Origin of the sequence: Streptomyces sp. NRRL S-37, assembly GCF_000721605.1 — a bacterium.
Lineage (GTDB): Bacteria > Actinomycetota > Actinomycetes > Streptomycetales > Streptomycetaceae > Streptomyces.
In genome coordinates this window covers 257,417-271,083 of the sequence record NZ_JOIZ01000017.1, presented here as the reverse complement: position 1 = coordinate 271,083, position 13,667 = coordinate 257,417, and the positions used below count along the sequence as shown (strand labels likewise).

The following is a 13,667-nucleotide window of genomic DNA, read 5'->3' as shown; positions in this document are numbered from 1 at the left end:
GCCTCGAACCTCCTTGTGCTGTCGCCTGGTTGGCGTTGTGCGCCGTACATCTTGTGTGCTTATCATGCGGCTCATGCGGAATGTCATGAAACGTCGGGGCGCGGGCCTCGTGCTGGCGGTCGCCGTGGTCCTGCCGGTCACGGGCGGGCCGGCCCTCGCCGTCCCCGCCGCGCCGTCGGCGGGCCCCGGTGCCGGCGATCCGGGGGCCACGCTGCTGCCCCCGCTGCCCGTCCGGCTCGGCGAGGACAACCCGTGCACCGGGGCCTCGGAGCAGACGGCCACCGGGGCGGCGTGGTCGCAGACGGCGCTCGGGCTGTCCCGGGCCCAGCGGATCTCCCGGGGGGAGGGGGTGACCGTCGCGGTGGTCGACAGCGGGGTCGCCACCGGCGTCCCCGGCCTGTCCGGCAGGGTCGAGTCCCTCGACGGGGCGGCCGAGGACTGCGTGGGCCACGGCACGTTCGCCGCCGGCCTGATCGCCGCCGCACCGCAGACGGGCAGCGGCATCACCGGGGTCGCCCCGCAGGCGGAGATCCTCGCCCTGCCCGGCACCGACGACCGGGGGGTGCCCTCCGTGGAACGCGTGGCCGCCGGCATACGGACGGCGGCGGACCGCGGCGCCCAGGTCATCTACGTCGGCCAGACGCTGCGCACCGGCAGGTCCGAACTCACCGCCGCCGTCGCCTACGCCACCCGGCGTGACGCGCTCGTCGTCGCCCCGGCCGCTCCCGACGCCGTGGCCCGTGAGGAGAAGGGGCCCGACGGCGAGATGCCCGAGGGGCCGTACTGGCCGGCCGCCGCACCCGACGTGCTCGCCGTCGTGGACTTCGGCCCCAGTGGCGTACGGCAGAAGAACGCGCCGCCCGCTTACGAGCCCGACCTGTCCGCGCCCGGCAGCGAGATGGTCAGCGTCGGCCCGGAAGGCTCCGGCCACTACATCGGCTCCGGCGCCTCGCTGGCCGCGGCGGGCGTCGCCGGCGCCGCCGCCCTCGTCCGCGCCTACCACCCCGACCTCAAGGTGTTCGAGGTCGCCCGCCGCCTCGTCGACACCGCCTACCCCTCGGACACCCCCCGCCTGGACCCGTACGCGGCCCTGTCCCTGGTCCAGGACCACGCGAAGCCGTCCGCGCAGGCTCCCGCCCCCGCCCGGATGCCGGCGCCCGCCGACCCCACTCCCCGCACCCGGGCCCTGACGATCGCGGCCGTGGGTCTGACCACGGTCCTCCTCCTGGCCGCCCTGGCCGTGGTCATCCCCCGAGGCCGCACCCGCAACTGGCGCCCCCCGACAACTCCCTAGCCACCACGCGACCGCGGACAGCTCCACCGCTGCCGCGACCGCGGACAGCTCCACCGCTGCCGCTCCCGCGGGCAGTCGTGCCGCTGGGGCGGCACGGGTGGGCGCGACGGCACCCCGCAAACGCCGGGTCGCGTAAACACCCCCCGGCCGGCACCCACACCGGGCACCCCGCGAACCCCGCCCCACCCCGCACGGACGCCTCACGGCGCAGGGGCGCCTCACGACGCGCCCCCCACAAGCCCCGTCTGCACCTGCAAGGTCTTCCGCCGGGCGATCCGGATCGCCCGCCCCGGAATCAGCTCCCGACCCTTCACGCTCCCGAACAGATACCCCTCGCTCGGCGGACACGACATCAGCAGCCCCGGCGTGTTGACCTCCTGCAGCCGCCGCAGCAACGACTCGTTCAGCCCCCGCCCGGCCCCCGCCGAGGACCGCGCCACCACCAGGTGCAACCCCACCTCGTGCCCCAGCGCCAGATGGTCGAGGAGCGGAGCGAACGGCTGCGTCATCGGCCCGCCGCCCACCATGTCGTAGTCGTCGACCAGGATGAACAGCCGCGGCCCCTGCCACCAGTCGCACAACCGCATCCGCGACGGCGCGATGTCCTCCCCCGGCACCCGCTGCTTGACCGCCCGCGCCGCCCCGTCCACCAGGTCCCGCAGCATGTCCAGCGACACCGCGTGCCCCAGCCGGTACGCCTCGGGCACGCTCTCCACCAGCTCCCGCCGGTAGTCCACCGTCATGATCCGCGCCTCGGCCGGCGTGTACCGCTCGGTGATGCCGCGCGCGACCAGCTTCAGCAGGTTCGTCTTGCCGCTCTCCGTGTCGCCCACCACGATCAGATGCGGGTTCTCGGCGAAGTCGTGCCACACCGGCGCCAGTTCGTTCTCGTCCAGGCCGATCGCGATCCGCAGCCCGTTCTCGCCCTCCGGCTCCGGCAGCTCCTCCACCGGCAGCGTCGAAGGCAGCATCCGCACCCGCGGCGCGGCGGGCCCCGTCCAGTTCTCGGCGATCGCGGCGACCAGCCCCGCGACCCCGTCCGCGAGGTCGTCGGCGTCCTCGACCCCGTCGACGCGCGGCAGCGCCGACAGGTAGTGCAGCTTGTCGGAGGTCAGCCCCCGCCCCGCGCTGCGCGGGATCGCCGCCGCCTTCCGGGAGTCGATCTGCGAGTCCATCGGATCGCCCATCCGCAGCTCCAGCCGGGTCCCGGTCTGGTCGCGCACCGACGACGACAGCTCCACCCAGCGGGCGGTGGTGACGATCAGGTGGACGCCGTAGTTGAGCCCGCGGGCGGCCAGCGCGTTGAAGGTGGGGATGTGCCGGTCGAAGTCCTGGCGCACGGTCGCCCAGCCGTCGATGACCAGGAAGACGTCCCCGTGCGGCTCGTCGGGGAACTCACCCGCCGCGCGCCGCTTGCGGTACGTCGCCATGGAGTCGACACCCTGCTCCAGGAAGAACCGCTCCCGCCGGGCGAGCAGGGTGGTGACCTCCGCGATCGTACGGCCCACCCGCTCGGTGTCCACCCGCGCCGCGACCCCGCTCATATGGGGCAGCCCGTCCAGTGAGGCCAGCGTGCCGCCGCCGAAGTCCAGGCAGTAGAACTGCACCTCGCGCGGGGTGTGGGTGAGGGCCAGCGCGGTGATGAGGGTCCGCAGCAGCGTGCTCTTGCCGCTCTGCGGCCCCCCGGCGATGGCCACGTGGCCCCCGGCCGCCGACAGGTCCACGGTCAGCAGGTCGCGCAACTGGTCGAAGGGCCGGTCGACCACCCCCACCGGCACCGTGAGCCGTCCCCGCAGCGGCCAGTCGGCCGTGGTCAGGCCGTACCGCGGGTCGGGTGCCAGCGGCGGCAGGATCTGGTCCAGGGTGGCCGGCCGGCCCAGCGGCGGCAGCCACACCTGGTGGGCGGGCGGCCCCGCCCCGCGCAGCCGGTCGAGCGCCACCGACAGCAGCGTCTCCTCGCCGTCGTCCCCCTCGCCCTCCGGCTCGGGCCCGGTCCCGTCGGGCTCGCCCGCCAGGTCCGGGTCCGCGGGGGCGCGCGGCACCACCCACTCCGCCGTCCACGGCACCACCTGCCGCGCCACCTGCGCCTGCACCACGGCCCGGCGCCGCTGGTACGGCCCCGAGACGTACGCGGCCCGGAACCGGGTCAGCGCGTCGACACCGCTCTTGAGGAAGCCGGCACCCGGCTGCGCGGGCAGCTCGTAGGCGTCCGGCACACCGAGCACGCCCCGGCTCTCCATCGCGGAGAACGTCCGCAGACCGATCCGGTACGACAGATGGCTCTCCAGCTGGTGCATACGGCCCTCGTCCAGCCGCTGCGAGGCCAGCAGCAGATGGACGCCGAGGCTGCGCCCGAGCCGGCCGATCATCACGAACAGCTCCATGAAGTCGCGGTGCGAGGCGAGCAGTTCGCTGAACTCGTCGACCACCACGAACAGGCTGGGCAGCGGCTGCAGCGGCGTCCCGGACTGCCGCGCCTTCTCGTACTCCAGCGCGGAGGTGTAGTTGCCCGCGGCGCGCAGCAGCTCCTGCCGCCGGATCAGCTCCCCGTGCAGGGCGTCCTGCATGCGGGCGACCAGCGCCACCTCGTCGGCGAGGTTGGTGATGACCGCCGAGGTGTGCGGGAGTTCGTCGAGGCCGAGGAAGGTGGCGCCGCCCTTGAAGTCGACGAGGACGAAGTTCAGCGTCTCGGAGGAGTTGGTCAGCGCGAGGCCCAGCACCAGGGTGCGCAGCAGCTCGCTCTTGCCGGAGCCGGTCGCGCCGATCAGCATGCCGTGCGGTCCCGTGCCGCCCTGCGCGGACTCCTTGATGTCCAGTTCCACGGGCCTGCCCTCACCGCTCACCGCGATCGGCACCCGCAGCCGGGCGCTGCCGGTCGCCTTCTCCCACAGCGTGGCCGGGTCGTGCCGGTGCAGGTCGGGGATGTTCAGCAGCGAGGTCAGCTCGACGTCGTCGGCGAGCGGCTTGGAGTCGTCGCCGCCCACGCTCATCCGGTACGGCGCCAGCAGCCGGGCCAGCGCCAGCGCGCCCACCGTGCCCAGCCGGTCGGGCCGGCCGAGCACCGTCGACTGCTCCTTGCGGTCGCGGTCGGTGCGCACCAGCGCGACCCCGGCCTCGTCCACCTCCAGGCGCAGCGTGGTCCGGCCGGGCTTCCACGCGAGCGCACCGGTGAGGTCGAGCACCACCGCGTTGCGGAACCCGTGCCCGTCGAAGCGGTGCCCGGCCGGCACCGTGCAGCCGTCGATCACGACGACCGTGTACGGCTCCTCACGTCCCGGGACCGCGTCGGGGTCGGCGCCCGGCCGCTCCAGGAACTCCGCGCCGAGCAGGTTCTCCAGCTCGGTGAAGGCCGAGGCGATCAGGCGGGCCGGTCCGGCGCCGTCCTCCTCGTGCCGGTGCAGGCTGTGCGGCAGCCACTTCGCCCACTCCCACTCCGCGCGCCGCTCGTCCGAGACGCACAGCGCGATCCACAGGTCGTCGGGGGAGTGGAACACCGCCAACTGCGCGAGCAGGGCCCGCGCCTGGGCCCGTATCCGCTCCTCGTCCCCGCGGAACAGCACCTTCGACCAGGCCCGCAGATAGATCGCGATGGGCTGGTCGCGGACGGTGGAGTAGGCGCGGGTGAAGCTGCGCAGCGCGTGCGCGCTCAGCGGCTCCAGGTCCTCGACGGGCTTGGTCGACAGCGGCGTCAGCTTCATCGCCAGGCGCTGGTCGCCCACGCCCATCCGCACCTCGGCGAAGTCCTCGTCCGACGTCCGCCGTTCCCACAGCCGGGTGCTGCGCACCAGCGACGACAGCGCGTCGGGCTCCGGGTGGCGCCAGGCGAGGGCACGCTGCTGCTCCACGATGGACGTCCGCACGATGCGCCGGGTCTGCCGCAGATAGCGCAGGTAGTCGCGGCGCTCGCCCTTCATCCGCTGCTTGCGCTCGCCGTTGCGCCGCATGACCTGGCCGAGCATCATGCCCGCCGACGCGATCACCATCACACCGAGCGCGATGTAGATGAATCCGCCGCTGCTCCGGCTCATCCCCGGCCGCATGAACATCAGCATCATGGAGACCGACATCAGCGCCATCGGCAGATACGTCCACACCGCGGAACTGTCCGGCACGACTTCCGGAAGCGTGGGCGGCTCCTGGAGACTCAGCTCCCCCGACGGCATTTCCGGCCCTTTGCGGCGGGCCGGCCGGCGGAACAGGATCACGCTCAACGAACGTCCTCCTCAATGATTTCGGAAGGAATTCCGGGGGGACTCCGCGAGAACGTCGCGGGTTTTACCGTAAAGATTCAGAGTCCCGCGCGGCGGCGTCGGGAAAATGGCCGGGCGGCGCCGTGAAGCTGAACTCCCGGAGTGGTGTTGCGAAAAGCCCGGCGTACGGTCAAACTCGTCGGCGCATGCCCCGTCCGACTTTTCCGTCGCGTTCGGCGACCGACCGGTGTGCCGCTGCCACCTTCCAGCCACCGCGTATCCCGTGGTCCGCCAGAAAGTGTGAACCCCGAAGCCATGACCGACATTCAGACGGCAAGCCTGTGCCGCGTCACCGTACGTGCTCCGGCCAGGACCGTCGACCTGGCCGTGCCCTCCGACGTCCCCGTCGCCGATCTGCTGCCCACAGTGATCGGCTACGGAGGGGACGACCTGGAGGAAACCGGTCTGGAGCACGGAGGTTGGGTGCTCCAGCGGCTCGGCGGTCCACCGCTCGACCCCGAGAGTACCTTGGACTCCCTCGGCCTGCGGGACGGAGAGGAGCTTTATCTGCGCCCGCGCACCGAGGCGCTGCCCGAGGTGCACATCGACGACCTGGTCGACGGCATCGCCGACGGCATGAGCCGCAGACCGCACGGCTGGAGTCCGGAGGCCGGCCGGCGGCTGCTGCGCGGGCTGGCCGCGGCCACCCTCGCGCTGGGCATCGTGCTGCTGGCCATGCCCGGCACGGCGGGCTGGATACGGGCGGTCGCCGCCTCGGCCGCCGGACTGCTGCTGATCGCCGGGGCGGGCTCCGCCTCCCGTGCCGTCGGGGACGCCGGAGCCGGTTCGGTGCTCGGCCTGATGGCGGCCCCCTACTTCGCCCTGGCGGGCTGGCTGCTGCCCGGCGGCGACCTGGGCGGCGCCGACGGCGAGGCCGTCCTCGGCGCACGGCTGCTGGCGGCGTCCGCGGCCGGCGGCGCGGGCACGATCCTCGCCCTGGCGGCGGTCGGCGTGTACCCGGCGCTGTTCATCGGCGCGGCCTGTGTCGCGGCGGCGGGCGCGCTCGGCGCCGCCCTGATCACCCTGGGCCTGGAGCCGCAGCAGGCGGCCGGTGTGGTGGCCGTCGTGGTGGTGCTCTTCGGCGGGTTCGTCCCGTCGCTGTCGTTCCGGCTGGCCGGCATGCGGATGCCGCCCCTGCCCACCAACGTCCAGCAGCTTCAGCAGGGCATCGACCCGTACTCCTCCTCGGACGTCGACGCGCGCTCCGCGCTGGCGGACGGCTGGATGACCGCCCTCTACGGCGCCATCGGCCTGGTCTGCCTGCCCTGTCTGGCGGCCCTCATGGCCGCGCCGGGCCTCGCCGAGATCCTCACCGTCGTGGCCTTCTCCCTGCTCCTGCTGCTGCACAGCCGGGGGCTGGGCAACGTCTGGCAGCGGCTGGCGCTGACCTGCGCCGGGGCCTGGGGCGTGGTCCTGCTGCTGTCCGTGTCCGCGCGCTCCCTCGCCCCGGCGGACCGGCTGACCCTGACGGCCGGGCTGATGGGGCTGGCCGCCGCGATCATCATCGCCTCGTGGACGGTGCCCGGACGGCGGCTCGTCCCGTACTGGGGACGCGCGGCCGAGCTGCTGCACTCACTCGCCGCCCTCAGCATCCTGCCGCTGACGCTCTGGTCGATGGGCGTCTACGGCTGGCTCCGCGGCATCAACGGCTGACCCGGGAGACACGGCGACATGCACAGCAAGCGCGACCAAGTACAGGCGCACCTCTTCATCATGGGCCGGCTGGCCTCGGCCATGCTGCGCTCGGAGCCCGACGCCCCGGAGAGCCCGCTGGGCCGGACCAACCGCGGCGCCGCGATCGGCGTGATCATCGCCGTGCTGGTGTGCGCCGGCGCCTTCGTCTTCGGGCTCATCCAGCCCGGCGGCAACGACTCGTGGCGATCGGGGGAGAACCTGATCGTCGACAAGGACACCGGCGCCCGCTACCTGTACCTGGACGGGCGGCTGCGCCCGGTGCGCAACCACGCGTCGGCCCGGCTGGTCACCGGCGGCGAGATCGGCGTGACGACGGTGGGCACGTCCTCACTGGCCGGCACCCCGCACGGAACGCCCCTCGGCATCCCCGACGGGCCCGAGGCGCTGCCGGGCACGGGCGACCTGGACCGCACCCCGTGGCTGGTGTGCTCCGACGTCCTGCCGCGGACGACGGGCGTCGTCACGACGACCACGACACTCGCCCTCGGCGCCGACGCCCCGCAGGACGTGCCCGGTGGCCGGCGGCTGGGTGAGGACGAGGGCCTGCTGGTCACCGGCCCGGACGACGCCGTGTACCTGCTGTGGCAGGGCAGCCGGCTGCGCCTGGACGAGCGGGCGAAGGCGGCCGAGGCCCTCGGGTACGGCGACGTCACCCCGCGTCCCGTCTCCGCGGCGTTCCTCGACGCCTTCCCGCTGGGACCGGACCTGGCCCCCGCCGACGTGCCCGGCCGGGGCGGGAAGGGCCCCGAGCTGGGCGGGCGGAGCACCAGGATCGGGCAGCTCTTCAAGGTCGACGTCCCCGGCTCCGCCGCCCGCTACCACCTGCTCACGCGGGAGGGCCTCGTCCCCCTCACCGACACCGGCGCGACCCTCCTGCTGGGCGACCCGCTCACGCGGGAGAAGGCGTACGGCGGTGAGGCCGCGACCGTGGTGACGCTTGGCGCGGACATCCTGGCCGGGCATCTCGCCCCGGACACGCGGGGCCCGGGGACGGAGAGGCTGCCCGCGAAGCCGCCGAGGGCGGTCGCCGTCGCCACCGGCTCCGTCTCCTGCGCGGAGGTCGACTCCACGGACTCCGGTGTGCGGGTGGGCGTTTCGGTGCTGCCCCGAGGCGCCCTGCCCCCGGCGGTGCAGGCGCCGGCGCCCGAGGTCGAACCGGGCTGTCTGAAGGTCGACTCCATCGCCGTACGAGCGGGGAAGGGCGCGCTGGTCAGAGCGTTGAGCGCGAGCGGCAGCGCACTGGGCGACACCACGTACCTGGTGACGGACGAGGGCGTGAAGTACCGGCTGCTGTCCCAGGAGGCGGTGGCGGCGCTGGGCTACGAGGGCGTCGAGGCGCGGACGATGCCGTCCCCGATGCTGGCCATGCTGCCCAGCGGCCCGGACCTGACCCCGGAGGCGGCGGCCGAGGGCGAGGCGAGGGTGACGCTGCGGTGCCCGCGGACATAGGGGGTGAGGACCCCCGCCGGGAAGCAGCCGTCAGGGAAATTCTTGGCGTCCCGCGGTCACCTCACGTTCAGCCGGGCGCTCGGCTCCACCCCGACGAGCGGCGCGGATGCCTGATCTGTCCGGCTGGATCCATCGCGCCGCTCACTTGAGCGGCATGAATTCCGGGTCATGGCTCAATTGAGCTTCCCAGTAAGGGACTTCGCGGTTCCGGGGGAAATTGCCAAACAAGTTGCGGCCTGCCTAGCATCTGGTCGTCCCATGGCCCCGAGAGCCAGTCGCGATCGCTGGGACGCCCTGTCTGCCCGCAGGGTGACATGGGGCCGCAGCCCGGTGAGTCTCGCCGAAAGGGAGTTTCCTCATGGCCATGCAGCAGTCCGAAGAAAATGCCACCCGTAATGGGATCATGGCGCTGGAACAGGCATTCTCCAGTATTCAGACCCGTCAGCAGGACGTCCGGACCACGATGGAAACGCTCGCCTCGAACTACGGCGGCGCGGACGGCGGCAAGTACAAGAAGCTTCTGGAGCAGTGGGACGGGCACGTCGACACCATCCTGATCAACCTGGACCGGATGGTCGACGAGCTCAACAACACCCTCACGGAGCACGGGCTGGTACAGGGGTCCACCAGCGACGCGATCGACAAGGAGTACTCGCGCTCCACGCAGGTGTTCGACGAGCTCAACGGCACCAGCACGTCGTCGAGCTGACCTTCGGCGCACCCACCAGGCGCTGACCCTTCCCCACTCGTCATTCCCCCGGTGAATCGAGGACTCTGATGGACTTCTCCGACGGCTACATCTACGTCGACTACAACCATGCCGAAGGTGCGGCGGACGACATGATCACCCAGTCCCAGGCGATCATGGAGATTCTGTCCAACCTGGAGATGGAACTGGCCGAACTCCGCAACAGCTGGATCGGTGACGACCGGGACGTCTACAGCGAGATCCAGAAGAAGTGGGACAACGCTGTCGAGAACATCAAGAACCTGCTCGCCAACCACTCCGGTCTGCTCACCGAAATCTCCGCCAACTACCGGTCCACGGAGCAGAACCTCTCGCAGCGGTGGGGCGACATCAGGATCGGCAGCCGCTGACGCCGGCCGGTGACGGAAGGATGATCACGTGGCCGTCACGGTCCTCGACAGCACGTTCCTGAAGAACTTCATCAACAACCAGGTCGACAGCTTCCGCACGACGCTGGAGAACATCCTCAAGGACAGTCCGACCGCCGGCCCGGCGATCTCGTTCATCGCGGACAGCATCTCGACCACGACGATCCTGTCCTCGAAGCCGCTCGTCATCGGCCCCATGGCCGAGGAGAACAGCGTGGTCGGCGGGGGAGCCCTGAACAAGGTCATCCGGCAGGGCGCGAGCGAGGTCGAGCGCATCCTGGAGGACCAGACGGTTCTCTTCGAGGACCTCGAACAGGCCTTGTGGGACACCATCAACGAGCTGGCCAAGAGCCAGGGCAAGAATCTCGAGAACATCACCGCGGACGAGTTCATGGACATCTTCGAGGATGTCGACAGTGATCTCGACAATCCGGGCGGTACCGAAGAGGAAGAGTAGCGGAGTTCGGCGATGGCCAACCCCGAGGACAACAACGACGACTACTGGAAGAAAGCAGTCGACCTGCTCACCGGCTACGTTCTGCCGGAGCGGAAGACGTTGTTCGACACCCTCAAGGGCAACGACGGCATCCCGATGATCCACGTCCGGGTGGAGGACGAGGGCGGCCCGGGTTATTCGTCGGGTTTCCTGTCCTCGGGCGGTTGGGGCACGCACAACACCAACTACACCATTCCGTACTACCAGCCGGCCGGAAACGGTACGGACGTCTCCGAAGGCAGCTACCTCTACCGGTACCGCGTGTACATCACCTTCCTCGCCACGCCCGCGGCCGCGCCGCCGAGCGGGGAGGACGTGATCGCGAAGTTCGAGAAGACGAGCAAGGTCCTGATGGACAAGGGCGGCTCGAACAGCGAGGGCGAGAAGCTCGACTGGGACACCAGCGCCCTGGTCCAGTACATCTACGGTTCCAAGGCCGCCCTCGATCAGCTGACGATGTGGCCCTACTCCACCCATGGATTCGAGAACCGCGGCATCAAGGTGGGCGACGGTACCTACGTCGATCTGCTCACCTTCACGAAGACGGCCCAGGCGTTCGACCGGGTCGTCAAGTTCTTCGAGGACAGCGCGGTCACCATCGGCAAGTGGGACACCGAGAACATCGGAGAGGGCAGCGACTCCTGGGACGGCACGTCGGCCGCCATCTTCAAGGAGCTCATCCACAAGCTGGCCCGGAACTACGAGGGGTACGCCGACCAGCTCGACGGCAAGGGCAGTGACGGCGCCGGGGTCACCATCGACACGGTGACGGTGAGGTCCGAGCCGGCCCGGGCGCTGGCCACGGCCCAGGGCGTCGTCCTCGAGCAGGCGCAGAATCTGCGCGACGCCTGGGTGGCGTGGAGGGCCGAGAGCAATCCGCAGCGCTGGCTCTACGACATGCTGCAGGACGCTCGGCTGAAGCTCTTCGACACCCAGTTCGACAAGACGGACATCGACACGGTGTCCAGCGGCGGCGGGCCGTACACCACCTGGAACAACTACGTGGTGTCGACCGCCGGCTTCCGGAACGAGATCGTCATCGGGGAGAAGTCGTACGGCAAGCCGAGCGACATGACCACGTGGAAGGCGATCGCCGACGAGGCGGTGCGCCGCTGGGAGCAGTCCGTGCAGGACTGGCTCAGCACGAAGGGCGCCGAGGCCATCGTGGCCATCAACAAGGCGTTCAAGGAAGCCGAGAAGGCGTTCGACACCAGCATCACCGACAGGGACGACCGCCCCCTCTCCGAGATCTCCGCCAAGGAAGAGGCCGACGCCGAGAAGAAGAAGGCGGAGGCCGAAGCGGCGGCCGCCAAGGCGGCGGCGGAGAAGGAGAAGGCGGAGGCCAAGGCCGAGCGGGACAAGGAGAAGGCCGAGGCCGAGAAGGAGAAGGCCGAAGCCAAGGCGGCGGCGGAGAAGGAGAAGGCCGAAGCGAAGGCCGAGCGGGACAAGGAGAAGGCCGAGGCCGAGAAGGAGAAGGCCGAGGCCAAGGCGGAAGCCGAGAAGGAGAAGGCCGAAGCGAAGGCCGAGCGGGACAAGGAGAAGGCCGAGGCCGAGAAGGAGAAGGCCGAGGCCAAGGCCGAGCAGGAGAAGGAGAAGGCGGAGGCCAAGGCCGAGCAGGAAGCGGCCAAGGCGGAAGCCGAGAAGGAGAAGGCCGAAGCCAAGGCCGAGCAGGAGAAGGAGAAGGCCGAGGCCAAGGCCGAACAGGAAGCGGCCAAGGAAGAGGCCGAGAAGGAGAAGGCCGAAGCCAAGCGGGAGGCCGAGCAGCAACAGCAGTTCATCCTCGCGCAGAACCAGAAGGCGCAGGACGAGGCGAAGAAGGAGCGGGAGCGGGCCGCGGCCCAGGCCGAAGCCGACCGCGCCGAGGCCAAGGCCGAGCAGGAGGCCGCCAAGGAAGAGGCGGCGAAGGAGAAGGCGCAGGCCAAGGCCGAGCAGGAGGCCGAGAAGGCCGAGGCCAAGCGCGAGCAGGAAGCGGCCAAGGCGGAGGCCGAGAAGGAGAAGGCCGAAGCGAAGGCCGAGCAGGAGGCCGAGAAGGCCGAGGCCAAGCGCGAGCAGGAGGCCGCCAAGGCGGAGGCCGAGAAGGAGAAGGCGGAGGCCAAGGCGGAGCAGGAGGCCGAGAAGGCCGAGGCGAAGCAGGAACAGGCGGCCGCCAGGGCCGAGGCGGAGCGCGAGCAGGAGGCCGCCAAGGCGGAGGCCGACGCCGAGCGGGAAGCCGCCAAACGGGAACAGGCCGACGCGCGGGCCGACGCGGAGGCCCGGCAGGAGGAGGCCCGCCGCGAGGCCCTGCAGGAGAAGCAGCAGGCCAGGCTGGACGCCGAGAACGCCAAGGCCGACGCGCAGGCCGACTACGAGCAGCAGAAGGCCGAGGCCCGCGCCGAGCGCGACGCCGCCCTCCAGGACGCCGACCGCCAGGAGGCGCAGGCACGCCAGGAGTACGAGCAGGAGAAGGCCGAGGCCCAGGAACAGCGGGACCAGGCGCGCCAGGACGCCGAACAGGAACGCGCCGAGGCACGCCAGGAGTACGAGCGCGAGATCGCCGCCGGCACCCCCGAGAACGAGGCCCGCGAGGAGTACGACCGGCGGATCGCGGAGATCGACGCCGCCGAACGGGAGGCCCTCGACCGGGCGGACGCCGCCGAGGCCGACGCCAGGGCCGAGTACGACCAGGCGAAGGCCGACGCCCAGGCGGAACGCGAAGAGGCGCGCACCGAGGCCGAACAGGCGCGCAAGGACGCCAAGGCCGAGTACGACCGGCGGATGGGCGACATCCAGGCCGAGTACGACCGGATCAACGCCGGCGACAAGGACATCGACGAGCTGATCCGGCAGCGCATCGCCGACCTGCCCGAGCCTCCCGACCTCTCCGCCTACAACGGGGGCGGCTCCACGGGCTCCGCCGGCTCCGCGTACTCCTCCGTGTTCGACGACAACCTCTACAACCAGGACGACCTCGCCTCGGCGCTCGGGCGTCCGCAGAGCGACGGCGCCCTGGCGGGCGCCTCCGCCGACGGCACCGGCACGGGATCGGGCTCGCCGGGGATGTACCCGCCGATGATGCGCGGCGCCGGCGGCGAGGCCGGCGGCAGCAGCGGCGAGCGCACCAGGACCGTCATCGAGCCCACGGTCGGCCGCTCCGGCCGGACGGTTGCCGCGCAGACCGTCGACGACGAGGAGCACCGCGTCGTCCCCCGGTCCACGCAGACCAGCAGCAGCACGCCCTTCATGCCGCCCATGGGAGGCATGGGCGGAGCGGGGGAGAGGCCGCAGACGGAGAGCGGGGACAGGGAACGGACCACATGGCTGGCCGAGGACGAGGACGTCTGGGGCACCGACGAGGGCGGCGCGCCGCAGGCCCTGGGGCGCTGAGGGG

The 13,667-nt window shown here is 71.5% G+C and carries 8 protein-coding genes; 7 read left to right on the top strand and 1 reads right to left on the bottom strand.

Translation table 11 applies throughout. The annotated features are described in order from the left end of the window. Window positions 1-73: 73 nt before the first annotated feature. The gene (locus IH50_RS0125020; protein ID WP_234328236.1) at window positions 74-1,294 is read left to right on the top strand and encodes a S8 family serine peptidase; all 1,221 of its coding nucleotides are present in this window, start codon (window positions 74-76) and stop codon (window positions 1,292-1,294) included. A 218-nt stretch (window positions 1,295-1,512) separates the two neighbouring features. Here the strand turns inward: IH50_RS0125020 and IH50_RS0125015 are convergent, their stop codons facing one another. Further along, window positions 1,513-5,499, bottom strand: coding sequence for a type VII secretion protein EccC (locus tag IH50_RS0125015; protein WP_037872829.1), 3,987 nt, complete (start codon window positions 5,497-5,499; stop codon window positions 1,513-1,515). A gap of 300 nt (window positions 5,500-5,799) precedes the next feature. Here IH50_RS0125015 and eccD point away from each other — a divergent pair, with 300 nt between their 5' ends. The 6 genes from eccD to IH50_RS41725 all read left to right on the top strand — a co-directional run bounded on the left by eccD (window position 5,800) and on the right by IH50_RS41725 (window position 13,663). Continuing rightward, window positions 5,800-7,197, top strand: a complete 1,398-nt coding sequence (gene eccD, locus IH50_RS0125010; RefSeq protein ID WP_030866482.1) for a type VII secretion integral membrane protein EccD — start codon at window positions 5,800-5,802, stop codon at window positions 7,195-7,197. 18 nt (window positions 7,198-7,215) lie between these two features. Continuing rightward, a complete protein-coding gene (gene eccB, locus IH50_RS0125005; RefSeq protein ID WP_030866481.1) occupies window positions 7,216-8,688 on the top strand; it encodes a type VII secretion protein EccB in 1,473 nt (490 codons plus the stop codon). Window positions 8,689-9,046: 358 nt separating this feature from the next. Beyond that, window positions 9,047-9,397, top strand: a complete 351-nt coding sequence (locus IH50_RS0125000) for a hypothetical protein (protein WP_030866478.1) — start codon at window positions 9,047-9,049, stop codon at window positions 9,395-9,397. 68 nt (window positions 9,398-9,465) lie between these two features. Beyond that, window positions 9,466-9,786: a WXG100 family type VII secretion target gene (locus tag IH50_RS0124995; RefSeq protein WP_030866475.1), complete on the top strand. Its 321-nt coding sequence runs from the start codon at window positions 9,466-9,468 to the stop codon at window positions 9,784-9,786. Window positions 9,787-9,814: 28 nt separating this feature from the next. After that, window positions 9,815-10,261 carry a type VII secretion system-associated protein gene (locus IH50_RS38865; RefSeq protein WP_051767436.1) on the top strand — a complete coding sequence of 149 codons (447 nt, stop codon included), beginning with the start codon at window positions 9,815-9,817 and terminating at the stop codon, window positions 10,259-10,261. Between the two features lie 12 nt (window positions 10,262-10,273). Then, window positions 10,274-13,663, top strand: a complete 3,390-nt coding sequence (locus IH50_RS41725) for an AAWKG family protein (protein WP_051767435.1) — start codon at window positions 10,274-10,276, stop codon at window positions 13,661-13,663. Window positions 13,664-13,667: the final 4 nt, after the last annotated feature.

Coding starts and splice junctions, on each gene's coding strand:
- IH50_RS0124995 (WP_030866475.1), top strand. CDS start 9,466: ATGGACTTCTCCGACGGCTACATCTACGTCGACTACAACCATGCCGAA.
- eccD (WP_030866482.1), top strand. CDS start 5,800: ATGACCGACATTCAGACGGCAAGCCTGTGCCGCGTCACCGTACGTGCT.
- IH50_RS0125020 (WP_234328236.1), top strand. CDS start 74: ATGCGGAATGTCATGAAACGTCGGGGCGCGGGCCTCGTGCTGGCGGTC.
- IH50_RS41725 (WP_051767435.1), top strand. CDS start 10,274: ATGGCCAACCCCGAGGACAACAACGACGACTACTGGAAGAAAGCAGTC.
- eccB (WP_030866481.1), top strand. CDS start 7,216: ATGCACAGCAAGCGCGACCAAGTACAGGCGCACCTCTTCATCATGGGC.
- IH50_RS0125000 (WP_030866478.1), top strand. CDS start 9,047: ATGGCCATGCAGCAGTCCGAAGAAAATGCCACCCGTAATGGGATCATG.